Origin of the sequence: Rhodococcus sp. DK176 (assembly GCF_038447315.2) — a bacterium.
Lineage (GTDB): Bacteria > Actinomycetota > Actinomycetes > Mycobacteriales > Mycobacteriaceae > Rhodococcus_F > Rhodococcus_F jostii_A.
This window is the reverse complement of sequence record NZ_CP118323.2, coordinates 275,375-301,195: the sequence shown is the minus strand read 5'-3', so window position 1 is coordinate 301,195 and position 25,821 is coordinate 275,375. Positions and strand designations below refer to the sequence as shown.

Here is a 25,821-nt window from a genome sequence, read left to right as displayed (position 1 = left end):
ATGCCCGATCCCCTGATCCGGGGTAGGGCATGACGGACACAGTGCGATGAGCGATGATGGCAAGTGAACTCCTGGTCGGGTCGTGGCGTAAGCACCTACTGACCTACCAGGAGTTCACCCATTCCTCACCAGTCACACGCCGATCACCCCGAGTTTTCAGATGCGCTCTTAGCTTGTTGTTTAACCTGGTTGGGTTTCACTTTCTGGCTCCGTCATGTCGATTTTCGTGCGTTTCCCGACGTGATGGTGCTGGGCGGGGCGACGGTTCCTCGAGCCGGGTGGGCGTCCGGGACCGGGTCGAACGGGTTTCGGTGCGCCGGCCGGATTGGGCATGGTCGCGCGGATGCGCCGAAACCCCCGACGGACCCGGGCCGGCGTCAACCGTCGCGGTGGCGCGGGTCGTTCCCACGGACGGCGTAGGTCTTCGGCGAGCGGCCGGGCGAGCCGGAGTTGGGTGTGCGCAACCAGGACGATCCACGTCCATCGGTCGGCCGCCTCGGGGTTGCGGATCTTCGGGGCGGTCCAACCCAACGTCTGCTTGAACAACAGGAACGTGTGCTCGATATCGAAGCGCCGCAGAAACATCTGCCACAATCGGCCGACGTCGTCGGCGCCGACGTCCGGGTCCGAGCACCACAGCCACACCGGTTTGGGATGCCGGTCGCCGGGCAGGTGATCGACCGTCAGCCGGATCACCGTGCCTTCGACGATCGGCGGCGGACCCGGGTGGTCCGCCCACGATCCACGGTGAGTGATCCTCGGGTGCAACCGATTCCAAGCCGCAGTGACGGCTGTTCCGTAGCGGTCGGTGTCGGTATCGGTGTTGCTGTCGGGTTCGGGCCAGGTCAGGGGGTCGGCGAATTTGAATTCGGCACCGTGCCGGGGTGGGCGCCCGGTCCGACCCGGCGGCGGCGCGGGGAAGTGCAGCACCCGATCCGAACGCATCCGACCCAACACCTGAACCGGTAGATCGGCGAGTAGGAACGCCACCCGTGCCAGTTCGTACCCGGCATCGAAGACGAGCACGATGTCCGGGTCGCCGTCTCTCCAGTGCCCGGCCGATTGCAATCGCCCGACTACTTCACGGACTTGTGCCGTGGTGACCGAAGTTTCGTCGTCGTCGGGCCGCAGGCGCACCGCATCGAGTACCGCCGTCCACGACGTGCGGCCCACCTCCAACGCGGCGACGAAGGAATACGGCCACCCGGGAATCAACTGTGCTTGATTCTTACCGCGACCGTAGACGTGACAGAACGCTCGCTGGGAGCTGGTTGGCGCATCCGGGCGCAGCCACGGGCTGATATCGATGGCCAGGACGATCCGGCCATCGCCGCTTCGCGGCAGGGGAAGTGCTCCGACTGCGCGTCGCAGTCGACCGATATCAACCCGGCCGCAGTTTAATCCGTCGTACAAGGCGCCGTGACCGCGCCTATGCTCAGGGGTCAGCGACAAGTCGACCAACGTCGTGACCGGGTCCCCGGAACACAGCAGCGCATCGGTCAGCTCGAACACCGCATCGCTGCGCGCCGACAAACACCGGTAGAACTCTTCGCGGAACGACACCAGCTCGACCCGGTCATCCGCGCACGACCCTTCCCCGACCACCTGCGTGTAGGGCACACTGACACTCACGACCACCGCTTGCCTTTGTCTCGAAAGTTCTGTGAGAGGAACCTCAAGATGATCAGGCGGTGGTCGCCCCATGCGGCGGCGACACGCCGAACAACATCATCACCAACTGCCCCACGCGAGGGCAAAGGTTAAAAGTCAAGCTTAGCGATCGTCGTGGCGGGTGGCGCGTCGCGGCCCACTTCTGTACTGCGGGTCATACAGGTTCTCCTCGAGATTGTGACGGTACGAAAACAGTGGTGAAACCGGTTCGTGGGTCTGTCCGGCGGGCATTCACGACATGCCGGTATCGAGCGGGCACCCGCGCGCGGCCCACCCGAGGGTCCCCCCGCAACCGTTGGAGTATCCAGTTGGATTACACAGGGAAACTGCAGATTCCAGCTGGATGACGCCGATGACGCCCCAGGCAGCGTGGGCGTGGGTACGCAATTCCGCCGACTCGAGATCGTGCCCCTCAGGCCGCCCGCACGTACGACGCGAGCCCACCGGGAACTCCGACGATCGTCACCTGCCCGGGGCCGAGATCGACTGCACCGCCCCCGCTGCAGCGACAGTCAACCCGCCGCCGGTCCACCATCCAGCCCCAGCGAGGACATCGGACACACGCACGCCTCGCCACTCCAGGTGGCACCCCAGGCCTTTTCGGGGCAAATCAATTGGTCAGCTCGTCGAAGGTCAGGGTCAAGATGCGGCTGACCACCGGGATGAGCACGCTACCCCCAGGTCCGACCGAGAGGGTTCGGCGTTGAATGGCGATACGTCGTGCACGATGACGCGCTCGCGTTACCCCACATCCAGCCGCCCCCTCCTCGACGCCGTCGTTCAACACAAGTACCCGGCCGCCGGCGGGTACACCGGCAGCCGCAGGTGAGTCAGCGCCCGAACAGTGTGCGGAAGAGCCCGGATTTCGTCTGCGTGGCGGATTCGTCGGCGCAGGTGCACCGGTTGCCGGCGGGCACGGACCGCATCACGCTGTCGGCGTGCCGACCGCAACCGCCCCAGGTCGTCTTCCGGCAGTGCGCGCAGGTGGTGGGATAACACATGGTTGTTCCTTCTTTCGGTGTGTGACTTCCGGTTCCCAGCAGCCGCCCCTGCGAACTGCCGGGAAGGGTGGTGTGTGCGACGGGAGTGAAGCTTCCGTCGATCAGGTCCATCATGGTCGTCCGCAGTGGTCAGGCGACGAGCTGGTGCGTCGCCCACTCGGTGTACCCGCCCACGAGGTCGCTGACCTGCTCGATGCCCCGGGCCCGCAGCAGTGAGGCAGCGACGCTGGACCGCCATCCACCCGCGCAATGCACGACGATCGGACGATCGATAGGCAACTCCCCGACACGGGAGCGAAGCTGGGCCAAGGGAATCGGCACGGCACCGGGAATGACCCCGACCTCCCGCTCGCCGGGATTGCGGATGTCGATCAAGGTGATCGCATCCTCGGCGAGGAGACGGTCGAGTTCGGCGACCGTAGTCCTGGGCGCCACCTCGATCAGGTCGACCAGCTCGGCGCCGAAGTCGCCGTCCGTGTCGACGGTGAAAAACCCGCTCGCTCCGTCGGACCCGATGCGAGCCAAACGCATCGCCGCGTCCTGCTCCTGGCCGGGGTAGGTGATCAGGATGATTTTCTCCCCGATATCAGCGACCATGCCGCCCGTTTCGGCGAACCGGCCGTCGAATCCGACGTTGACCGAACCCCTCACATGCCCGGCGGCGAAGTCGTCCGGGGTGCGGGCGTCGAGCACCCGAGTTCCGGAATCGAGTTCGGTGTGTAGTTGCGCCGCGGTCACCGCGGGGATGCGTCGGTGCTGGTCGAGTAGGGGGTGGCTGCACTTGTTCAACGCGACGTCAGCCGAGAAGTACGCGGGCACCGCCGGTTGCCCGTCGGTGATCAGGGCCACGAACGCGTCCTCGCTCATCGGTTGCACGGACGGGTTGGTGCGGCGTTGCTCTCCGATCGTGGACGTCAGCTCCGCCGACAGGTTCTTCCCGCAGGACGAGCCGGCGCCGTGCGCGGGCATCACCGTCACTGAATCGGGCAGGGTCAGCAGCGTCTGGTGGATGGTGCGGTACATGGCCCGCGCGAGATCGGTGCTGTTGCCGTCACCGAGGTTGGCCAGGTCGGGGCGGCCGACGTCGCCGATGAACAGCGAATCTCCGGTGAGCACCGCGGTCGGGGACGCATCCGGTCGCTCGCGGACCAGCAGGCTGATCGATTCCCACGTGTGACCTGGAGTGGACAAGACCTCGAGGTCGACCTCGCCGAGGCCGATGCGCTCGCCGCGTCGAAGTCGGCGGATCGGGTAATCGGTCTCCGCGACCTCCCCGAACCCGATCCACGCGCCGGTCGCGTCCACCAGTTCGAGGTGCCCGGACACGAAATCCGCGTGAAAGTGGGTGTTGATCACACCCTCGATGGTCAGCCCGCGGTGGCGGGCTTCGGCCAGGTATTCGGTGACGTCACGCCGCGGATCGACCACGACGGCCCGGCCCGTGCTCTCGTCTGCGATCAGATACGACGCATGCGACAAGCACTCGATGTAGTACTGCTCGAGAATCATCCGGCTACCTCCAACGGGGAATCTCTTCCGTGTACCACCCAGGGTGGCACATACCCCTAGGGGTATGCAAGTACCCCTAGGGGTATATCTTACGATCGGGTTGAAGGGCCTGGCCGGCTCATACGGCGACGAGGTCGGCCCGAACCCCACCGAAACCGGCGCCACCCGGTTCGAACACGACGAGCGTGGCCGCATTACCAAAGGCCGTCCAGCACGACCTCGTCGACGACGGCAGGCGTGATCTCGCCCAGATGACCATCGCGAAAGTCATGGAGCACAATGTCGCTGACACCAAGCGCTCGCGGGCGGCGGTCGGCTCGTGACGGCGCACCGCCGGAAGGTCCGCGGCGGCTCCGAGTGCGCTCTCCTCACGGTAGGTCAGGCACAGCACACGCATGTCGGTTCCGGATGCGGTCAGCGCAGCGAGTACGGCGCCCAACCCGAAGCTTTCATCATCGGGGTGAGCCGGCACCGCCAACGCCGGCCCGCCGCCGGTGCCAGCACCGTACACCCGCGGCGCCAGACACCCCGACCGTCTCGGCTGTGACATCGGCGCCCAGATGCGCAGTGAGGCGTGCAATCAGTCAGCGCCGCAGCCTCCTCACGCTATTCAGCGGTGAACTTACGGTATTCGGCCTCGTGGACCTCTCTCATCGGAGGTATTCACCCTTCCCCGCCCGCTGTCCGTAGCAACCACACCCCCACCGGAGCATCAGCGCCGTGCAATTACCCTCTCGCGGAACGCGTTTCGTGCCACCGCCCGCACTGAGGCTGGTTACGGTCCGGCTGGGTGGTTCTCGTTGCTGGAGCGCTGTTCAGCGTGGAAGTCGTTGAACGCGGCGAAGGCGCGGGCCCGTACTCGGTGGCCGGCCCACCTGTCATCATGATCGCGACGTCGATTGCCTCAGCCGCTTCCTGCGGTGTGCTGCCCCTGCTCGGCGGCACCGCGGGCGTGTGTGGCAATGCAGCCGTCACGGTGCTTGCTCACGGCGATCGCCAAGCCGATCAGTTCCTTGGTCTTGGCGTCCAGTGCCCCGGTGGCCAAGGAAGCCGCGTGCAGCTGTCCGTAGCTCTCGTAGCTCTCGTAGATCTGCGGGATCGCGTGGCGCAGCGCCCGGGCGGGTGCGCGGAGTTCCTGTTGGACTGCTTTGCCGTAGCCCATGCTGCGCCTCCGGTTGCTCGTGGTAGGCGCCTGGTTGTGGTCAATGCAGGGTGCCGTCAGTGCTGGGGTTATCGGGTGCTGGGGTCAAGCATTGCGGGGGTAGCGGGAACCAGCGCAGCGCTTCGAAGTGCGCTGGGAGCCCGGTAGGTCCGTCGGGGACCTTCTCGGGGCGGCCTTCGAGCAGGGCGCGGGCCTCGCGCAGGTGGTCGGCCAGCGCGGACTCGTCGAGGGTCTCGCGTTTCGTCGGGTAGTGGAGGGTGCCCGCGTTGTCGTAGAACAGGTCGGTCAGGCGCAAGGGGGGCCGGCTGGTTCCTCCGCGGTGGTTCCACAGGCCGGTGTCCGGGCTGAAGGTGTAGTCGGTGAGGAGACGGTGGCCGTACCGGGCCAGTAGTTCCACGGCCTCGATCAGGTAGTCCCGCACGGTGTCGGAAATGAAGTAGTTGAAGTTGATGCGAGTCCAGCCGGGTTTGATGCCCTCACAACCCAACTCGACTTCGTCTCGGAAGGCACGCGAATGCTGCCGGTCAATGGCCAGGAGTCGATGCCCGTAAGGGGCGGCGCAGGAGCAGCCACCGCGGGCTTGGACCCCGAATAGGTCGTTGAGCAGCGCCACGACGTAGTTGTGATGCAGGTAGCGATTCGCGCCTGACCGGACGCGGAAAGACACGATGGAAATTCGTCGAGCATCAGGGTGGCCGAGAATGTCGATGTTCGGGTGGTTTTGCCACCGGTCCAAGGCATGGCACCACAGACGCTGTTCTCGTTGTCCGATGAGGTCGGTACCCACGGCGTTCTTGAGCGCGAAGACAAGCCCAGCGCGGATCGACTCGATGATCGCCGGGGTGCCGCCCTCCTCCCGGGCGACGGGATCATCGAGGTAGCGGTGCCCGATCGGATCCACGAACGCCACCGTGCCTCCGCCCGGCACGGTGGGAACGGTGTTGCGCACCAGCTCGCGGCGGACCACCAGGACCCCAGGGGTTTGGGGCCCGCCGACGAACTTATGCGGCGAGAGGAAGATCGCATCCTTGTGATCACCGCGACCGGGAACGCTGTCCCGCATCCGGATCGGGACGTAGGGTCCGGCGGCAGCGTAGTCCCAGAAGGACAACGCGCCGCGCTCGTGCAGCAGGGTGGCGATCCGGTCGGTATCCGACAAGACGCCGGTGACGTTGGAGGCGGCCGAGAAGCTGCCGATACGAAGTGGTCGTTGCGCGTACTGGATCAGTCGCTGCTCGAGCTGCTTCAAATCGATATGCCCGTCAGCGTCTTCGTCGATCACCACCAGGTCCGCGATGGACTCGCGCCACGGCAACTCGTTGGAGTGGTGTTCGTAGGGGCCGACGAACACCACCGGTCGTTGCGAATCGGGGATCTGTTCATCCCAGCGGTAGCGGGCGGCCAGCCCGGACGGGACCCGGAGTTCGAGGATATCGACCAGTTTGTTCACCGCCGCCGTCGCCCCGGACCCGCAAAAGATCACCAGATCGGTCTCGGTGCCGCCGACGGCGGCGTGGATGAGTTGGCGTGCGTCCTGCCGCAGGAGCGAGGTCTGCAGTCCGGTGCCCGAGCTTTCGGTGTGCGTGTTGGCGTAGCGCGGTAGCACCTGCCGGCGGATGAAGTCCTCGATGAAATCCAGCGACCGGCCCGAGGTGGTGTAGTCGGCGTAGGTTATCCGGCGCCGACCATAGGGACCATCCAGTACCTCGCCCTCACCGATAACCCCACGTCGGATCCGCTCGAGCAGAGCCGAGGTGGGGACCGACTCCGCCGAGAAATTCACACTCCCACTCAGGCTCGTCACAGCCGCTCCTTCCTACCGGCAAGGCACCAGACCCCGCCGTGGCCAGCGTGCTCCCGGACCGCTGGGCCGCGCTAGGGCCGTTGGCCCTCGGAGCGAGCAGGGAGAGGCGCAGCACGGAAAGACTCTCGGCGGAAGGCCATCGAATCTGCGGTGCGGATACGCGCGAGGAGCGTCGGTGGCCATCAGTAGGGTGAGCACCTCGAGCTGCCCCCAGAAGGCCGTGTGCGGCCAACCAGGACGCCGCGCCCGGCATCCACGGCGACAAAGCTGACGAGAAACGGCGCCGAGATAGTCAGACTGTTTTCAGTCTTCTCAGCGAACAAGATGCTTTACCTGGGGTGTGTGGAAACCTCGCCCGATCGGACTGCCTCTCCGAATCCCGATAACCCCGAAACGCCAAGGGATTCCGCGGGGGAAGACTTCAAGACCTCTCCTACGACCGGAGACGGCCACGGCAGCTCCTCGACCTGATGAAGGACTCCTTCGTCAATTTCGGATTCGACGAGTTCGAAGAAGTCGACCACCCCACAGATCAACTCGGGATCTACGTCAAGGAGAAACCGCGCGGGCCGGGGTACGTCACCGACATCGTCTACGTCAGCCGTGACCTACCGGTGACCGTGTACGCAGTCCTCATTGACCGCGGCCATGGCCTCGAAGTCGCCGAGCTCGAGCTCTTCCGCGACTACTGGGGCTGCGACGACGGGTTCGGCAACTACCTGCACCCCGACGACCAGCATGACGCCGACATTCACGAGGACGATGGCGACGACTTCGGAATCCCGTTTGACGGCGAAGATCCGGGCAAGGGGCCCAGACCACTGATCACCAGCGACCTACTACGCCGCATTCCCCTGGGCGCCATCATTGCCCGCACCGAGGCTCGGCTCGCCAACATGTCATGGCGCGAGGACGGCGTCAAAACTCTCATGGGCACCGACAAACCAGTCGACGATCTTACCGAGAGCGAGCAACGCGCCCTGACCACAGCATCCTCGGTCCGCGCGGACGTCCGACGCTGAGCGACCACCATCTCCGGGAGGTGGCCCGCGCCTATCTCGACGAAGCCACCCGCGGCACCGGACTCACCCGCCGGCTCGCGACGCGGTTCGACCGGCCGGAAGCAACCATCCGCGACTGGATCGGCGCCGCGCGCCGACGAGGATTTCTCAGCGCCGCGTCGCCCGGGCGCCGGGGCGCATCTGCCGGCCCCCACCTGAACGCACCGTAGAAACCGAAGAAAGTACAAAACCCCGGTGACATGCACGAAGTGCAGAGGCCGATCCGGGGTCTTCGCGATCAACCGTACACGACCCGGAGTGAGATGACGAACCGCCCGACAACCCTTGTGATCAGCCTGCAAACCGGGCTGACCAGCGAAAGGCTGGCTCCCTACCTGCGCGCTGCGGGCGGCAGCATCGATCGCGCTCTCGACCTGTACGAATGGAACACCCAGGTCAGCGCCGCACTCTTTGCGGACTTCAGCTACTTCGAAGTCATCCTGCGCAACGCCTGCCACCACCAGCTCCAACAGGGGGCGGCCAGGCAGAACTCGACCGCCCCCTGGTACCGGCAACCCGCCCTGACCATACGGTCGGCAGAAGACTTCACCAAAGTCCGCACCCGAGCAACACGAGGACGGCGGCAAGAAACCGAGGGCCGCGTCGTCGCCGAAGCTGATGTTCGGATTCTGGCGGTTCCTCCACTCGAGGTCCTATGAGGCCACACTGTGGACACCGAGCCTGCGGCACGCCTACCCATACCAAACGCCACGCCGGCGCAGCGACGTCTACACCCGCCTCGATCACCTCAACACCCTGCGCAACCGCATCGCCCACCACGAACCTATCCATGGACCCGCAATCGGAGACACCGGCAAAGACATCGCCGCCCTCCACGACGAACTCCTCACCATCCTCAAGTGGATCGACCCGACAATCGAAGCTTGGCTCCGCGCACGCAGCACTGTCGCCCACACCCTGCAACAGCGGCCCTGACTGACCCGACGGCATACAGCGGATCAAACACCCACTGAGAGCCGTACACACGAGGGTGGCCTGTCGGGCGGCGTGCGTATCGCCTGCCGGACACCATCTCGACACGAGCATTGGACACATCACATGGCAGAGAGCCGATTCCATCGAATTCACGACGCCCGCTGGCGCTGATCTGTGGCATCGATTGGTCGGAACGCGCACACGATGTCGCCGTCGTAGACCAGCACTGAAACGTTGTCGCCAAAACGTCGTCGGCGACGACGCAGCCGGACTCGCAGATTTGCCGACGATGCTCGCCGACCTCGGCGACCACGATCCCGCGTTCGGGTGACGATCGAGACTCCTCGCATCCACGAAGAGAATTCGATTACCTCCAGCTATCGATAGAGCCCGACGGTGCTTAGTTAACGAGGTCAGCCGTGATTTCCACGCTTCCGAAACCCAGGTACTGCACCCGAAGGCCAGTCCGCCGCAGTTCCGCTGTTGTGTCCTGCACTCGGGATGTGAGGCGCTGGAGTCGAGCATTTCGCCATTCGGGTGTGTCCGGGTCGTCGCTGTCGAGTAGGAACGCGAATAACTCGTCCAGTGCCCGACGAAATTCGCGCACATCATGCCGGTCGGCGAAATGTTCGTCCACGTCTCACCTCTCGCGATGTGTCGGCCTGAGATCCTGCAGGCCGGTTGTGGGCATCGGGGGTCGGCAGCCACCACGCGGCGGAGACTCGATGTCGTGCAGGAGACCGAGGTCACGCAGCGTCGTCGGTTCGTGCGTATCTTGATCAACCCAGTCACCAGCCGCGGCGACGCGGCTGCGACCCGACCAGCTGCCCCTTGGAGGGGGCCTCCCGACTGCGGTAGACCACGTACGGCCGGAACAGGTACCCGATGGGGGCACTGAACGCATGCACCAGACGGGTGAAGGGCCACAGGGCGAACAGGACGAGCGCGATCAGCGCATGAAGTTGGAATGAGAGCGGCGCTTGCACCATGAGGTCGCCGCGCGGCTGAAGGATCCAGATCGAGCGGAACCAGGGAGAGACGGTCTCCCGGTAATTGTGTTCCTCCCCCACCACACCCGAGCCCATCAGTGTGGTGGCCAGGCCCGCGACGATCGCGGCGACGAGCACGAGGTACATGAGCTTGTCGTTGGCGGTCGTTGCCATGAACACCGGGCCGGTGGTGCGCCTGCGGTAGATCAGCAGGCTGATCCCGACGAGGGTGGCGACGCCGGCGACAGTGCCGAGGGTGATCGCTTGCACATGGTAGGCGTGCTGACTCAAGCCGACTGCGTCTGTCCACGATTGGGGGATGATCAGACCGATGACGTGGCCGACGATCACCACGAGGATGCCGAAGTGGAACATCGGGCTGCCGATCCGCAGTAGCCGGCTTTCGTACAGTTGTGACGAGCGGGTGGTCCAGCCGAATTTGTCGTATCGGTAGCGCCACCACGTGCCGACCACCACCACGGCGAGGGTCACGTAGGGCACGACGTCCCAGAAGATTTCGCCCGCTCCCATCTCAGCGGTCTCCTTCCCGTCCGTGTGGCTGGTCGTTTCGTGGCGGCACGGTAAGCGTGAAGGGCTGCAGCCCGATCGCCTCGGCCGGCGGGCCGGTCGCTGCGAGGGCCGCGGCGTGGCGCTGGTCCAGGTCGGTCACCGGCGGCAAGGTCGCGCACACGGCGGCGACGGTGGGCGCATAGGGCGAGCCCCGTTCGACCAGTGCCGTCCGCAGCACGTCGATCGGGACCCGGTGCGCGGTCAGCAGCCGCTCCCCCGCGGCCGGGTCGACGGTGGCGGCGAACTCGAGCACGACGGGCAGATGGTCCGGTCCCTCACCGGCGGGGGGTGCCGTTCCGGCGTCGCGGTAGGCGCTGGCGAACGCGTGGATCTCGGCGCCCCGGTTGCGGGTGTCACCGGCTGTCCAATAGGTGAGGTACATCGTGGAACGGCGCCGCAGGTCGAAGGTCTCGACGTAGTCCGCGGCCGCGGTGAGCGGGTCGGCGCGGCGCACGTAGTCGAGGGTGTGACCCAACTGTTCCCGCGACGAGCCGGTGATGTGGCCGATTAGTTGGCCGACCGTGTCCAGCCGGTCGGGCATCTGCTCGTCGGGGTAGGCCAGCAGCAAGGACGCCGCCTGCCGGACGAGGCGGTGCTGCAGTGCGCGTTCCTGCGCGGGCCCGCCGGTGGTGCGTCGCAGCAACTTCACGATCCAGTCTCCTTGTCACGTTTTCGTGGCGGTGCGGGGAACATGCCGGCGGGCGCGCCCTTGCCGTCCCAATTGAGCAGGTTCACCCGGGAGGGCCGGCTCGCGTTCGCCGCGAGCTCCTCCGTGGTCTGGCGCTCGCGCAGGGCGTGGAAGGTCTCCACCGCCACGGGCACCGGGCCGCCGCTGGCCTCCCCGAACGGGCCGGAGTCATACATGCCCGGGCCGCCCTCGTACGACAGGGAACATTCGGTGGCCGTTTCCTCGAGTCGGTGCCCCTCGGCCGCGTACGCCGACGGGATCACATACCGTTCGTCGTACTTGGCGAGGGCGAGCAGCCGGTACATCTGGTACATCTGTTCCTCCGTCATGCCGACGGAGGAGGGAATGTGCGGCTGCGTTTCCCGGCCGAGGTTGATGTCGCGCATGTACGACCGCATCGCGGCCAGACGTCGCAGCACCTGCGCCACCGGCTCGGTGTCGCCGGCGGTGAACAGCTCGGCGAGGTATTGCAGGGGGATGCGCAGTGCGTCGAGCGCGCCGAACAGGTTGCCGAGGTCCTCGCCGTCGTGGCCGTCGCGGCTGACCGCGTCGACCACCGGCGAGAGCGGGGGCACGTACCAGACCATCGGCATGGTTCGGTATTCCGGGTGCAGGGGCAGCGCAACCTGGTAGGTGTTGATCAGGGCGTAGACCGGAGACCGCTGGGCGGCCTCGATCCACTCGTCGGAGATGCCCTCGGCGCGGGCGCCCGCGATCACCTGCGGGTCGCGGGGATCGAGCAGAACCTGCCGGTGCGCCTCGTACAGGTCGGCGTCGTCCTCCACCGAGGCCGCCTCGAGCACACGGTCGACGTCGTAGAGCACGAGTCCGATGTAACGCAGCCGGCCCACACAGGTCTCGGCGCACACCGTCGGCAGGCCCACCTCCACCCGTGGATAGCAGAACGTGCACTTCTCGGCCTTGCCGGTCTTGTGGTTGAAGTACACCTTCTTGTAGGGGCATCCGGACACGCACATCCGCCAGCCGCGGCACCTGTCCTGGTCGACGAGCACGATGCCGTCCTCGGTCCGCTTGTACATCGCCCCCGACGGGCAGGACGCCACACACGACGGGTTGAGGCAGTGCTCGCAGATCCGTGGGAGGTAGAACATGAAGGTCTGTTCGAGCTCGAGCCGGACCTGTTCGTTCACCTTCGCCAGGATCGGGTCGCCGGCGAGGAGCTCCGGGGAGCCGGCGAGGTTGTCGTCCCAGTTGGCCGACCACTCCACCTTCATCGGTTTGCCGCTGATCAGGCTGCGGGGCGGGGCCACGGGCATCTGCTCGCCGAGCGGTGCGGTGGTGAGGTTGTCGTAGTCGTAGGTCCAGGGTTCGTAGTAGTCGTCGATGGACGGCATCTTCGGGTTGGAGAAAATCCGGGAGAGCTTCTTCAGCCGGCCGCCGTCGCGCAGCCGTAACCTTCCCTTGGAATCGCGGATCCAGCCGCCGCGCCACTTCTCCTGGTCCTCGTAGGTGCGCGGGTAGCCCTGTCCGGGGCGGGTTTCGACGTTGTTGAACCACACGTACTCGGTGCCGGACCGGTTGGTCCACGCCTGTTTGCAGGTCACCGAGCAGGTGTGGCAGCCGATGCACTTGTCGAGGTTCATCACCATCGCCAGCTGAGCCATCACGCGCATCAGTACGTCACCTCCTGCGACCGGCGACGCACGACCGTCACCTCGTCGCGTTGGTTTCCGGTGGGACCGAGATAATTGAAGGCGTACGCCATCTGGGCGTACCCGCCCGCGAGATGCGAGGGTTTGATCAGCAGCCGGGTCAGCGAGTTGTGGATGCCGCCGCGGTTGCCGGTGGTCTCGGTGAGCGGGACGTCGATTGTGCGTTCCTGCGCGTGGTGGACGTACACCACCCCGTCCGGCATGCGGTGCGAGACGATCGCCCGGCACACCACCACACCGTTGCGGTTGACCGCCTCGACCCAGTCGTTGTCACGGACAGCGATCTTCGCCGCATCGGCCGGACTCATCCACATGGTCGGCCCACCCCGGGAGAGCGAGAGCATGAACAGGTTGTCCTGGTACTCCGAGTGGATCGACCATTTCGAGTGCGGGGTCAGGTACCGCACGGTCAGCCCGATACCGGCGCCCGCGGAGTTCTGTTCCGTCGTGTTCGTCCCGATCGGCGGCTCGCCGAACAGCCGGGCCATGTCCAGCGGCGGCCGATAGACCGGCAACTGCTCACCGAGTTCCTCGATCCAGTCGTGGTCGAGGTAGAAGTGCATCCGGCCGGTGAGGGTGTGGAACGGCTTGAGGTTCTCGATGTTCACCGTGAACGGGGCGTAGCGGCGACCGCCAGTCTCGCTGCCCGACCATTCCGGGCTGGTGATCACCGGAACGGGTCTTGCCTGGGTGTCGGCGTAGGTGATGCGCCGTTCCTCGCTGCCTTCCGCGAGGTGCACCAGGGGCCGGCCGGTGCGTTTCTCGAGTTCACGGAATCCCTCGACGGCGAGCCGGCCGTTGGAGGTGCCGGACAACGCGAGGATCACGTCCACCATGCGTTCGGCGGTGGTGATCGCCGGGCGGCCCTCGCCAGCACCGGAATCCATCACGCCGAACCGGGCACCGAGCTCGGCCACCTCGGAGGTGGGCCGGGTCGTCACACCCTTCGTGGTCAGACCGAGGGTGTCGACCAGCGGACCGAGAGTGGCCCACTTGTCGGCGATCGCGGCGTAGTCCCGCTCGACCACCGCCAGCGGGCCCATGGTGACGCCGGGCACCGGCCGCTCCCCCGTCTTGCGCCAATCCTTCTCGACACCGCCGGGGTAGGCCATCGCACCGGGGGTGTCGTGCTGCAGTGTCCCGAGGACCACATCGGTGCGGGTGCCGAGATGATCGGCGGCCAGCAAGCTGAACGACCTCGCGATCGCGCCGAATGCCTCGTAGTCCGAGCGGGTCTCCCACGGCGGGTCGATGGCCGGGCTGAAGGCATTCAGGTACGGGTGCATGTCGGTGCTGGACAGGTCGGCCTTCTCATACCAGGTGGCCGCCGGCAACACCACGTCCGAGAGCAGCGTCGTCGAGGTCATCCGGAAGTCGATCGACATCAGCAGGTCGAGCTTCCCCTCGGGAATCTCCCCATCCCAGGTGGTCTCGTGTGGGCGCAGCGCCTCCGGAGTTTCTTCGGCGCGCAGGTTCGCGGTGGTACCCAGCAGGTGCTTGAGGAAGTACTCGTTGCCCTTACTGGAGGACCCGAGCAGGTTGGCGCGCCAGATGCTCAGCACCCGCGGCCAATTCCGCGGATTGTCCGGATCGGTCACCGCGAGTGTGAGCCGGCCGTCGGCGAGTTGCTCGGTGACGTGGGCGGCGACGTCCTTCCCGGCCGCGCGGGCCTCGTCGGCGACATCGAGACTGGACCGGTCGAACTGCGGGTAGAACGGCGTCCAACCCATGGCCACCGCCGAGGCCATCACGTCCATGGTGTGTTTGTCCCGGAAACGGCCCCGCCCGAGCGGGCTGGCCAGGATGTCGGCCCGGTAGCCGTCGTAGCGCCACTGGTCGGTGTGGACATACCAGTAGGAGGTACCCGCCATCTGCCGCGGCGGCCGGGACCAGTCCGTTCCCATCGCCATCGCGGCCCACCCGGTGACCGGGCGGCATTTCTCCTGCCCGACGTAGTGCGCCCAGCCGCCGCCGTTGCGTCCCATCGCCCCGGTGAGCATCAACATCGCGAGGATCGCCCGGTAGGTGGCATCCCCGTGGAACCACTGGCAGATGCCGGCACCCATGATGATCATCGACCGACCACCGGATTCCTCGGCGTTGCGGGCGAATTCCCGGGCGATCCGGATCGCCTGCGCGGCGGACACCCCGGTGATCGGTTCCTGCCAGGCCGGTGTGTACGGCGCGGACGGGTCGTCGTACCCGGTCGGCCAGTGTCCGGGCAGACCGGGCCGTCCGACACCGTACTGGGCGAGCATCAGATCGAACACCGTGCACACCAGGTGCTCGCCCACCCGCCGCACCGGGACACCGCGCTCGACGGCGTCGCCGTGACCGTCGACGGTGTCGAAGCTGGGCAAGTGGACGAGCGCGGACTCGTCCGTGCCGGGATCGTGGTGGGCGACGGTCAGCGCCGGGACCACCTCACCGAGGTCGAGGTTCCACTTACCGACGCCGTCCTCGCCGTACCGGAAGCCCAGCGAGCCGTGGGGCACCGCCACGGCGGCGGTGGCGCCGTCGAGCAGGACCGGCTTGAACGCGGCATTCGGCTCGTCCCGGCCGAGGTCGGCGGCGGTGAGGTTCTTGCCCGGCACCAACCTGCCGTCCCGCTCCTCGAGCCGGATCAGAAACGGCAGGTCGGTATAGCGGCGCACATAGTCGACGAAGAACGGAACCCGGTTGCGCACGAAGCACTCCGAGAGGATCACGTGCCCCATCGCCATCGCCAGCGCCCCGTCGGTGCCCGCCGCGCAGGGCATCCATTCATCGGCGAACTTGGTGTTGTCGGCGTAATCGGGGCTGACAGAGACCACCTTGGTGCCGCGGTAGCGGACCTCCGCCATCCAATGCGCGTCCGGGGTGCGGGTCACCGGAACGTTCGAGCCCCACATCATCAGATACGACGCATCCCACCAGTCGCCGGACTCGGGGACGTCGGTCTGATCCCCGAACACCTGGGGGGAGGCGACCGGCAGGTCGGCATACCAGTCGTAGAACGAGGTCATCACGCCGCCGAGCAGTTCGACGAACCGAGACCCCGCGGCAAACGACACCATCGACATCGCCGGGATCGGCGAGAAGCCGGCGACCCGGTCGGGACCGTACTCTTTGATGGTGTGCACGTGGGCCGCGGCGATCATCTCGGTGGCCTCGGCCCAGGTCACCCGCACGAGCCCGCCCTTCCCCCTGGCCTGCTGATATTTCCGGCGTCGCGCGGGATCGGCCTGGATGTCGGCCCACGCGTCCACCGGATCACCGAGACGCGCGCGGGCCTCCCGGTACATTTCGACGAGGACCCCGCGCGCGTAGGGATACCGCACCCGCGTCGGCGAGTACGTGTACCAGGAGAACGCCGCACCCCGGGGGCAGCCGCGGGGTTCGTACTCGGGGCGGTCGGGACCCACCGACGGGTAGTCGGTCTCCTGGGTCTCCCACGTGATGATCCCGTCCTTGACGTAGATCTTCCACGAACACGATCCGGTGCAGTTGACGCCATGAGTGGAGCGGACCACCTTGTCGTGACTCCAGCGGTCGCGGTAGAAGACGTCCCCCTCGCGGCCGCCGCGATGGCTGACGGTGCGCGCATCCTCGGACACTTCACCGCGGGTGAAGAACCGGGCGCTGCGCTGCAGGAGTTCCTCGACCGGTCCACCGATGTGTTGGGCGTTCACGTCATCTTCCTTCCGAAGCAGGTCGCCTAGGTTGCAGTGGCCGACGCCGGCTCTCTGGCGTGCAGTTTCAGGGCGGTGTAGAGCAGCGCGAGTAGCGCCGTCGCGACCAGGAGCAGGAGCCCGACGGTGTAGTCGTTGTCGGCGGAGTCGTAGGTCGCTCCCATCACCAACGGTGGGAAGTAACCGCCGAGGCCGCCGGCGGCGGCGACGATGCCGGTGATCGACCCGACGGACTTCGCCGGCGAGCGGCGAGAGACCCAGGCGAACACACCGCCGGTTCCCACGCCGAGGAACAAGGCGAGCAGGATGAACGTCGTCGCGGACCACACGTCCGGCGGCGGCTGGAACACGGCGACGAACGCCATCACCGCGGTGCCGGCAAACGCGATCATCACCACGTACTTCGGCGCGATCCGGTCCGCCAGTGCCCCGCCGATCGGGCGGGCGATCACCGCGGCCAACGCGAACGCGGCGGTCCGGGCCCCCGCGTCAACCGCCGAGAACCCGTAGATCGTCTTGATGTAGGTGGGGAGGTAGTTGCTGAACGCGACGAAGCCACCGAACACGACGGCGTACAGGAACGCCATTTCCCAGGTAACCCGGAGTTTCGCGGCAGCTCTCAGTTTCGGCGCCACCGGGTCGGTGTTCGGGGTGAACGCTGGTGAGTTCCGCATGACCAGCGCACACACACCGGCAGTGAGGGCAAGCGCGGCGGCCACGAGCGCATGGGTCGGGAACAGGCCGAACCAGTTCACGAACCGTGGGGTGAAGAACGCCGAGAGGGCGGTGCCGACCATGCCGGCACCGAAGACGCCGGTCGCGAAGCCCCGACGGCTCGGTTCGTACCAGTTGTTCGCGAAGGGGATGCCGACGGCAAAGATGGTGCCGGCGACACCGAGAAAGAACCCGAAGACGAGCAGGAGTGGGTAGGAGCCGATTGTTCCGGCGAAACCAACCGCCAGTACCGGAACGATCGCAGACAGCGAGATCGTGATGAACATGGCACGTCCGCCGAAGCGATCGGTGAGCGCACCGATCACGATCCGGCCCAGCGAGCCGACCAAGATCGGTGTGGCCACCAGCATCGACGTCTCGGAACTGCTCAGCGACAGATCGCTGGCGTAGGTGGTCGACAAGGGACCGATCATGTTCCAGGCCCAGAAGTTGATGGCGGACACCCAGGTAGCCAGCGCCAGGTTCAGGCTCCGTCGCGCACCGGTATCAGTAACGGAAACTGTCACCAGCCCAGCGAACCACGCCTGATCGGCTTTTGCAGGCATTCCACATCAGTACTACCCATCGTTGGACGCTACCTGCCGGCCGGCACGGCGATCATGACCGTGCAGCAGTCTGACGAATACCGTGGGATGGGGCAGAGACTTGCCGGATCGCACCGGAAATCGCAGCATGACGCCTCGAGCAGGCGCAGCCGGTTCGAGTAGGGGTACAGGGAGGATGCCCAGCCATCGCCACCGCCCGGAAAGCGGGCGCATCGATACATCTGATGCGAGATGAGTCCGCCCACACGCGCGGTCATTTCCGCGTACCAGCCGATCGAAGGGCAACTCCTCGAGAGTCATGGCCAGGAACGTCACCCCCCAGAGCCATCGCCACCATCGCCGAATCACGAAACCCGAGACGTTGCCGGGTACCTGAACATCCGGCGACGACGTGCCGAAACCACCTACACCGCTTTCACTTCCACCAGAACCCCGGCCACCGCCAGGTTGACCGTGCACCGCCCACGAGACGCCCGCCTCCCGGCGTGCCGTCGACCGACGATCCACAGCACCCTGGGCTGCGGGCGACCCAACTTCATACCGGCCAGAAACAGTCGACGTGGGAGCATGACGTCCCCACAGACAAGCCAACGATGACAACCGGCCCGTTGCGTGACAGTCACGTCGGCGGCTGGTCCGCATCCTTCGGATTCTGATCGTTGTCCTCGGCGCCAAACCCCTTGCGGTCCTCATCTGCTTGCGTAAGCCGAGCAATCACGTCCATCGTCACCTCTGCGGCCAGGGAGAAGGGCTCGAGCACAAGTTCGGCTCCCGCGTACCGTAGTTGGTCCGCATCGTGCGGGGTATGCGCTGTGACCACGATGAGGCCTTGATACCCATGATGGCGGAGGCCGTGCAGCAGGGCCTTGTTGGTGTCGATCAGGGGAATGGTGCTGATGACGCACCTGGCCCGCGCCAGTGGCAGTGTCTCTAGAAAGTGCAGATCCTCGGCACTGCCGAATATCGCAGTGATCCCATCGCGTTTGTTCGCGGCAAGCCGATGGGGGTCGAAGTCAACTGCAAGTACCCGGTGGCCCGCCACGCTGAGTTCATCGGCAACGTGGCGGCCGAATCGCCCGAGTCCGTACAGGATGGCGTACACATCATCGTCCGTCTCCGCCAACTCCGTGCGGCGGCTGTTGGTCCATTCGAAGACCCGAAGCCACCGCTCCAGTCGCCGATAAATCCTGTGCCAATACAGAATCAGGTACGTCGACCCGCCAATTGTGATGAGCCCGACAACAGTGATCAGACTGACGGTGGAGCTTGTGATATGACCGAGACTCAGTCCCAGCGCCGCAAGGATGAGGGAGAATTCGGAGATCTGCGCAAGAGGGAGTCCGGTTGCGAAACCGACCCGTACCGGGTATCGCATCACGGACATGATCACAATGACGATCAGCGGTTTGCCGACGAAGACGAACAGCGAGAAGACCAACACTTCTGTGATCTGACCGACCGTGGCAGCGAAGTCCAGCCCGGCGCCCAGATCGAGGAAGAAGAACAGCAGCAAGAAGTCCCGCAGGCTCACCAGTCGAGCCCCGAGGGCATCACGGTAGGGAGTGGCAGCGAGCGAGACCCCCGCCAGAAACGCCCCCACTTCCGAACTGAATCCTAGCGCCTCGGTCACGGCCGCGACCGAAACCGCATAAGCAACGCCGAACAGCACCAGCAGTTCCTGCGACCGGGCAACCTGATGTAGCAGCCACGGCAACACAAACTTCATCAGGATGGCAACGCCCGCCAGCAGACCGAAGCCCTTGACCACGACCAACATGATGCTGGCAGCCACCGTATCGTCGGCGCTTTGACCGAGCGCGTTGACCACGATCATCACCAGCACGACGACGATGTCCTGAACAATCAGTAGCCCAAGTGCGATGCGGCCATGGAGATGCTCAATCTCCCGAGTGTCGGAGAGCAGTTTCACAATGATGATTGTCGACGAAAAGGTAAGGGCTAAAGCGACATACAGTGCTGCAATGGTGTCCATTCCGAAGCCGACGGCGAGGAAGTAGCCGATGACGCCGGTGACCACGACCTGTCCGAGGCCGGCAGCCAGAGCGACCGGGCCTGTGGTGCGGATCAAGTGCACGTCGAGCCGCAATCCTACGAGGAAGAGCAGGATCGCAATACCCATCCGCGCAAGTAATTCGATTGTGCTGTCGGCGACAACCCAGCCAGTACCGGCCGGCCCGACCAAAATCCCTACGCCGATGAACGCGACGATCATCGGCTGCCGAAGCCGGGTCGCCAGCAACCCGGCGACAGCAGCGATGGCGAGGACTGCCGCAATCAGCGCGAATTCGTGTAAGTCCACCACGTCTGACTCCTTCGCGAGTGAGCGGAGGTTCGACCAACTCGGTGACGGTTACCGGCGAAGGAGCAATTTACCCGTTCCATCCCATCCTAGGATCCCAAGGTCGTCCCGACGGGACTCTGCTCGCCCACGCTGTCAGGACAGGCGCAGATCCATACCGCGGGCAGCCCCGCGATATGCCAGCGATGCCCATCGATTGTCGCCGAAGTCGGCGTGGACTATCTGGAGGAGCTGGTGAAACGTTCACGTTGCCGTCTTTATGACCGGCGGGCCACCTGATCGCCAGGTTGGTGGCAGGTTCACCATCTACAAACGGCGGTGGTGCCACCCTCTGCTGGTCCTGCTCCCTTGCCTTGCTTCCTCGACGCGCGCTGGAAAGGTGAGGACCTTCTCCCCTACGGTGTCGGCGGCGGGTGCGGCGACGATGGTGGGGTCGGGATCATCCGAGCGATTCGAGGAGACCACCATGACCGCCCACCGTCCGATCGTTGTCGGGATTGACGACTCGCCGTCATCCTTGGAGGCCGTCTCCTGGGCTGCGCGAGAATCCGCACTTCGGAACGTACCGCTGACGTTGGTCACCACCATGTTCGTTCCGGGTGTGGCCGGCGTCCCCATGGGTATTCCCGACACTTTCTTCGAGGCAGAGGAACGCGACGCCAAGAAGCGTCTGACCCGAGCGGAGGACGTTGCGATCGAGGTCGCCGATGGTACCCCGATCGACGTTGATACCGCGTTCTGTACCGGCAGCCCGGTCGCGGAACTGCTCGAACGCTCGAAGACCGCACGGCTGGTAGTAGTCGGCGCGAACCGGCGCGGACTAATCGAACGTGCGATCGTGGGTTCGGTCAGCGCGGCGGTTGTCACCCACGCCCAATGCCCCGTGGCTGTCGTCCGGGGCCTGCCGCACATCGAGATCAACAGGGTGGAAGGGCCCGTCGTCGTCGGCATCGATGGGACAAACCACAGCGAACCTGCGATCACAATGGCGTTCGAGGAGGCCGCCCTGCGGCAGGTCGATCTCGTCGCGGTGCATGCCTGGTCCGATGTCGATCTGTTTGCCCCCTTCCCCAGCGACTACGACTGGTCACAGGTCGAGAGCAACGAGCGAGCGTTACTGTCGGAGAGCCTGGCCGGGCGCGCCGAAGAGTTCCCGGATGTAAAGGTGCGGCCAGTGGTGGTCATGGACCAGCCTGCACGGTATCTGCGAGAACTGTCCGAGCATGCACAGCTTCTCGTAGTAGGTAGCCGCGGCCGCGGCGGATTCACCAGCATGTTGCTCGGTTCGACGAGCCGGGCGCTGATGCACTCCGTCACATGCCCAATCTTGGTGACCCGTTAGGGCGGTGCCGCGATAAACCCGAATCCTAGAACGTTCCCATCAAGCTTCACAACTCGCCACTCGGAACGTGTATTCATCCCTACCGATCGCCTGGCATGCCCATCGGGTTTCGCCGACAGCGTCGTTCCCCGTCGTCATGTGAAGCCCCCGGCCAACCGCTTGACCGCTTTGTCGGCCTGCCATCGGCAGTCCTGGCTCCCGGTGGCGGCATCGCAGTGCCGCCACCGAAACCGACAAGTTGGCGACGCGCACGAAGTCGCTATCAGGAACTTTCGTCCTCGGCGCCCGGGTTTCGGTTTGCGACCGTACGCGCCGTGACTTCGTCGGGAGAAGGCAGGAAACGTCCGGTGATGATGCCTAGCACGGCTCCGGCGGCCACTCCGGTCGCGGTTCCCAATGCCGTTACCGACGGTGTCGACCAGGTGCTGTCAGGTGTGGTTGCACCCATGAAGATCACTGCCATCGTCGGCGGCCACGCCAGTGCGTTGCCCAACACCCACCGTCCCGGTCTGCGAACAAGGCTGCGAAGGGTGGTCGCTTGTGCGGCACCGAGAAACACACCCATCGTCGCCCCGAGTACAAGCGCACCTGCGAGTACGAGAGGTAGTGCCGGTTGCGGACCGGTCTGGTTCGGGTTGAGCACGTTGGGCGCAGACGCCGCAGCCCATCCCAGTCCGGCGACGGCGGCCGTGAGGTACAGCCAGCGTCGGGTGTTTAACCGGGGAACGCTCCGTCGCAGCCCGCCGGCCTGCAGGGCGCCCAGCACGCTTCCTTCGATGAGTCCGCCGGCCACGACCAGGGTGAGTGCCGTGGCGGTGGCCGGCACCTGCGGATCGTCCCCGAGCAGGCGCTGGGAGAGTTTCGCGGCGAGTGCAGCGGCGGTCATGCCGATGGCTTCGGCGCAGGCGCACAGAGCAATCCACCGTCTGAGCGAGAGCCCGCAGACGTCGGCAGACAATCGGCGCGTTGCATCGAAGGGCTCGGATCCGGACCGGGTCATCGTCGCCTCCTGCTGATTTCGGTTGTGCATCACGGCCATCCACTTGTCGCCGCCGGTCCAGCGGGTCCGCGGCATCGTGTCCGCCCATCAGCTCGAACACGTTCGGTCGAACCCTGGCCACGCGCTGGGCGCGATTGCCCCCCGCGAAGACGCGGTGATCCCCATCCCGCACGTCCGCCGGCGATCGTAGGGGCTGTATGGCTGCGGGTTCGGGGCATCCGGCGCAGGTACCGTGCCAGCCGCGGTGAGAGGAGGGAGCTTGTCGTTCCCACCGAGGACACTGAGTACGGCCACAGCACGCGGGCCGGTGAGGTGCGGGACGAGGCGTTCGACCGCGTCGTGGGCCTCAGTGAGCTGTGGATCACACTGCCGACGGCGATGGATTCGTCACCCACCGAGTTGATCGCAGCCAGTCGCCGGACGTCCACGACGTAACCGTTGTGGTCGCGGCCTGACGCGATGTGTTCGGCGGTCCCGCGGGTGGATCCCTCCACAGTCGCGTGTGCCACCGGTGTCTTCATGGGGTGGTCCTCTCGGGGGTGCCTGTCGTGGGAGGTTTGGTACCGAGACCTTCCGCTTGATCGAGGCTGAGGGGTGTTCAGCTGACAGCCCGCCGGTCGGAGTGCTCCACTTCAGTGTGGAGGCCGAGCCGGTGAGAGGGTGAGGGCCTAAGGTCACCACCCTCCGCTCCCGTGGCCGCCCCCGATGGGATCGTCCACGCCGGCGAACAATCTTCGATACCCGGCGATCCTTCCCAGTGCTCCGTTGCAGAGGACGCCACCGGCACCACGCCGCCCCCTTATCACCCCTCACCAGACCAGTCGGTACGCTTCAGGAAGGTCATCAGCCTGCCGAGGGGAGCCGAACGCCCGGGTGGGGCGCTGATTATCGTGCAGCATCAGGGCGTTCGGCGCAGGCCCTCCCCGCGAGCCTCCGGACCACGGCGAGGACATTTCGGGCTTGCGCCGCGGGTCCGGTCACCGGGTGCGGACGGATCTCCCGCTCCGGGGACGTCGACCGACCCGACGGCCGTCGGGAATGGCAGGATCAGGGTATCGAGATCGGGACGTCGACCTGGGGTCCGGCTCGGGAGTTGCAGGGAGTGTTACCGGCATGGCACAGGGCATCGTGAAGTGGTTCAACGGCGAGAAGGGCTTCGGGTTCATCAAACCCGATGACGGTGGTGCCGACCTGTTCGTCCACTACTCGGAGATCGCGGGCAGCGGATTCAAGTCGCTCGAGGAGAACCAACGGGTGGAATTCGAGGTCGGGCAGGGGCAAAAGGGCCCGCAAGCCCAGAATGTGCGGCCCATCTAGCCGACATCTGATATGGACGCAGATTTGTCAAGAGGGCAGCAGGAGGCGGACGTCCAGGACCGTCGTCGTGGACGTCCGCCTCGGTGGCCCCGGATGAATCTGGTGGTTGGTGGCGAGCGTGTCGGTTATCGACGCGTTGTCGAAGTCTGATATGCGCGGGTTGGCTACCGCAAAGACAGTTGTTCGGCTGGAGTGGATCGCTGGTCTAACCTCGAGCGTGATCCCAACGTGCAGTTGAGGATTGCTCATAGTTGTCTCGCGGGTCACTCCTAGGCGCTGTTGTCACCAACCGTGTGATCATCCGGGACGTTCGTGGGGTCCTGCCGGCCCCCGGTCAGTGCCTCATCGGTCGTCGCCGAGGAGCGGGGGCGAGGTGGAGTCCCCGCAGCGCAAGCGAGGAGAACCGACCTTGCCGCCCGACGAGCAACGACCAGAATGGCCGCGGCGGGGGAAGGCCCCGTGGGTCAGTTGTCGAGCACGGCCAACGACCAGCACCACCCGGCGAGCTCGCGGGCGATGGCGGTGTTCGCCAGCACGGGACGCTTGCGGCGGGCGTCGAACCCGGCCCAGCGCTCGTGCAGGCGCCGGTTGCCCCGTTGCCCGCGGGCTCGGGCCGCCGGTGAGGCCTTGTCCCAGCGGCGCCGCAGATCCACCCCGGCACGATAGGGCTGCCGGTGATGCCAGGCGGCCTCGATCAGCAACCGGCGCGCGTGCCCGTTGCCGGTCTTGGTGATCGCCCCCTGCGAGCGGGAGGCGCCTGAGGACGACTCGGTGGGCACCAGTCCCAGGTAGGCGCCGATCGAGCGGCCGGTCAGGCGGTGCCAGTCCCCGATCTCGACCGCCAGCCCGAAGGCGGTCAAGGTGGACACCCCGCGCAGGCACCCGAGCCGGGTCACCACCGGGGTGTAGGCGCTGTCGGCGGCCATCCGGGTGATCGCGGCATCCAAACGGTCGCGCCGGCCGAGGGCGGCGAGCATGGTGTCGTACGCGGTCTCGTAGGCCAGTTGCAGCCCGGGCTCATCGAAATGCTGGCTGCGCAGCCAGGTGTCGTGCACCTGCGTCCACGCGTGCCCGCCGTAGTAGACGATTCCCTGCCGCAGGAGAAGTTTCGACAGCCGGTGCCGAGCCGCCATCAGATCCCGGCGCACGTCCTCACGGGCGCGCACCAGATCCCGGGCCGCCTCCTGCGCCACGCTCGGCACCGTGACCGAGGTGATCTGATCGAGGTGCAGCAATCTCGCCAGATGTCGCGCATCTCGCGCGTCGGTCTTGACCCGATCACCGGACGGGCGCTGCAGCTTCGAGGGCGCGGCCACCAGACACTCGATGCCGACAGTGTCCAGGAAACGGGCCAACCCGAACCCGGTGGGCCCGGCCTCGTACGTCGCCTTCACCGGATCCGGCAACGACCGGATCCACTCGAGTATGTCGCGATGATCGGGCGTCAATCGGCGCTCGAACAGCTCACCGGTCCGCCCGTCGAGGCCGCACGCGACGACCGATCGTGCGTGCACATCCAATCCGACGCTCGTACGCTGATTCATTGCTGGGGCCTCCCACATCTTGTGGCTCTACCGGCCAGGACCCGTTTCCTGTCGGCAACCCACGTTCACATGTGGAGTGGGCCCCAGCCCATACCCTCATACTGTCTAACCGATCACCACGGGGCCGGTATCCAGAACCGACCCCATCTCGGCCGGCCCTACACGCCGGCGGCGGACTTGCCCTACGCGCGGAACCGTCCGCACCGAAACCGGGGCGGCGCTGGGTTCTCGAGGGCCAGTACACCACCACGCCACCGAAGGTCACCGCCGCCCACCTGTTCCT

The 25,821-nt window shown here is 65.9% G+C and carries 18 protein-coding genes and 2 pseudogenes; 6 read left to right on the top strand and 14 right to left on the bottom strand.

Going from position 1 to position 25,821, the window contains the following annotated elements:
• Positions 1-180: 180 nt before the first annotated feature.
• The 3 genes from PSR88_RS40040 to PSR88_RS40030 form a co-directional block, all read right to left on the bottom strand.
• Positions 181-1,632, bottom strand: coding sequence for an NF041680 family putative transposase (locus PSR88_RS40040; protein WP_411755689.1), 1,452 nt, complete (start codon positions 1,630-1,632; stop codon positions 181-183).
• 869 nt (positions 1,633-2,501) lie between these two features.
• Positions 2,502-2,672, bottom strand: a complete 171-nt coding sequence (locus tag PSR88_RS40035) for a hypothetical protein (RefSeq protein WP_085990432.1) — start codon at positions 2,670-2,672, stop codon at positions 2,502-2,504.
• A gap of 129 nt (positions 2,673-2,801) precedes the next feature.
• The gene (locus PSR88_RS40030; RefSeq protein ID WP_016881483.1) at positions 2,802-4,181 is read right to left on the bottom strand and encodes an MBL fold metallo-hydrolase; all 1,380 of its coding nucleotides are present in this window, start codon (positions 4,179-4,181) and stop codon (positions 2,802-2,804) included.
• Between the two features lie 185 nt (positions 4,182-4,366).
• On the opposite strand from PSR88_RS40030, the gene PSR88_RS40025 reads away from it, so the two are divergent.
• Complete coding sequence (locus PSR88_RS40025) at positions 4,367-4,504, top strand: hypothetical protein (RefSeq protein WP_237723994.1); 138 nt, start codon at positions 4,367-4,369, stop codon at positions 4,502-4,504.
• 23 nt (positions 4,505-4,527) lie between these two features.
• Here PSR88_RS40025 and PSR88_RS40020 read toward each other — a convergent pair.
• The 3 genes and pseudogenes from PSR88_RS40020 to PSR88_RS40010 form a co-directional block, all read right to left on the bottom strand.
• A pseudogene (locus PSR88_RS40020) lies at positions 4,528-4,731 on the bottom strand (PIG-L family deacetylase); the annotation flags it as partial.
• Positions 4,732-4,956: 225 nt separating this feature from the next.
• A pseudogene (locus PSR88_RS40015) lies at positions 4,957-5,343 on the bottom strand (carboxymuconolactone decarboxylase family protein).
• 40 nt (positions 5,344-5,383) lie between these two features.
• Entirely contained in the window at positions 5,384-7,147 is a 1,764-nt protein-coding gene (locus PSR88_RS40010; protein WP_157180114.1) for an aminotransferase class V-fold PLP-dependent enzyme, read from the bottom strand.
• A 470-nt stretch (positions 7,148-7,617) separates the two neighbouring features.
• On the opposite strand from PSR88_RS40010, the gene PSR88_RS40005 reads away from it, so the two are divergent.
• From PSR88_RS40005 to PSR88_RS39995, 3 genes are all read left to right on the top strand, one after another.
• Positions 7,618-8,169: a hypothetical protein gene (locus PSR88_RS40005; protein WP_016881481.1), complete on the top strand. Its 552-nt coding sequence runs from the start codon at positions 7,618-7,620 to the stop codon at positions 8,167-8,169.
• Between the two features lie 302 nt (positions 8,170-8,471).
• The gene (locus PSR88_RS40000) at positions 8,472-8,867 is read left to right on the top strand and encodes a hypothetical protein (RefSeq protein WP_157180113.1); all 396 of its coding nucleotides are present in this window, start codon (positions 8,472-8,474) and stop codon (positions 8,865-8,867) included.
• The gene (locus PSR88_RS39995; protein ID WP_051004129.1) at positions 8,827-9,144 is read left to right on the top strand and encodes a hypothetical protein; all 318 of its coding nucleotides are present in this window, start codon (positions 8,827-8,829) and stop codon (positions 9,142-9,144) included. The genes PSR88_RS40000 and PSR88_RS39995 overlap by 41 nt, the downstream gene beginning before the upstream one ends.
• 788 nt (positions 9,145-9,932) lie before the next feature.
• Here PSR88_RS39995 and narI read toward each other — a convergent pair.
• The 6 genes from narI to PSR88_RS39965 form a co-directional block, all read right to left on the bottom strand.
• A complete protein-coding gene (narI, locus tag PSR88_RS39990) occupies positions 9,933-10,664 on the bottom strand; it encodes a respiratory nitrate reductase subunit gamma (protein WP_016881478.1) in 732 nt (243 codons plus the stop codon).
• Between the two features lies 1 nt (position 10,665).
• Positions 10,666-11,352, bottom strand: coding sequence for a nitrate reductase molybdenum cofactor assembly chaperone (gene narJ, locus PSR88_RS39985; RefSeq protein WP_016881477.1), 687 nt, complete (start codon positions 11,350-11,352; stop codon positions 10,666-10,668).
• Positions 11,349-13,025: a nitrate reductase subunit beta gene (gene narH / locus PSR88_RS39980; RefSeq protein ID WP_016881476.1), complete on the bottom strand. Its 1,677-nt coding sequence runs from the start codon at positions 13,023-13,025 to the stop codon at positions 11,349-11,351. Before narH ends, narJ begins: the two co-directional genes overlap by 4 nt.
• Entirely contained in the window at positions 13,025-16,735 is a 3,711-nt protein-coding gene (locus PSR88_RS39975) for a nitrate reductase subunit alpha (protein WP_016881475.1), read from the bottom strand. The genes narH and PSR88_RS39975 overlap by 1 nt, the downstream gene beginning before the upstream one ends.
• A gap of 26 nt (positions 16,736-16,761) precedes the next feature.
• Positions 16,762-17,976 carry a nitrate/nitrite transporter gene (locus tag PSR88_RS39970; protein ID WP_342338991.1) on the bottom strand — a complete coding sequence of 405 codons (1,215 nt, stop codon included), beginning with the start codon at positions 17,974-17,976 and terminating at the stop codon, positions 16,762-16,764.
• A 658-nt stretch (positions 17,977-18,634) separates the two neighbouring features.
• Positions 18,635-20,335: a cation:proton antiporter gene (locus PSR88_RS39965; RefSeq protein WP_051004133.1), complete on the bottom strand. Its 1,701-nt coding sequence runs from the start codon at positions 20,333-20,335 to the stop codon at positions 18,635-18,637.
• A gap of 466 nt (positions 20,336-20,801) precedes the next feature.
• Between PSR88_RS39965 and PSR88_RS39960 the strand changes: the two genes are divergently transcribed.
• A complete protein-coding gene (locus tag PSR88_RS39960) occupies positions 20,802-21,677 on the top strand; it encodes a universal stress protein (protein WP_029538649.1) in 876 nt (291 codons plus the stop codon).
• Between the two features lie 262 nt (positions 21,678-21,939).
• On the opposite strand, the gene PSR88_RS39955 is transcribed toward PSR88_RS39960, so the two are convergent.
• Complete coding sequence (locus tag PSR88_RS39955) at positions 21,940-22,752, bottom strand: hypothetical protein (protein WP_016881471.1); 813 nt, start codon at positions 22,750-22,752, stop codon at positions 21,940-21,942.
• 1,038 nt (positions 22,753-23,790) lie between these two features.
• On the opposite strand from PSR88_RS39955, the gene PSR88_RS39950 reads away from it, so the two are divergent.
• Positions 23,791-23,994, top strand: a complete 204-nt coding sequence (locus tag PSR88_RS39950) for a cold-shock protein (protein ID WP_016881469.1) — start codon at positions 23,791-23,793, stop codon at positions 23,992-23,994.
• A gap of 464 nt (positions 23,995-24,458) precedes the next feature.
• Here the strand turns inward: PSR88_RS39950 and PSR88_RS39945 are convergent, their stop codons facing one another.
• Complete coding sequence (locus PSR88_RS39945; RefSeq protein WP_237723984.1) at positions 24,459-25,538, bottom strand: IS110 family transposase; 1,080 nt, start codon at positions 25,536-25,538, stop codon at positions 24,459-24,461.
• Positions 25,539-25,821: the final 283 nt, after the last annotated feature.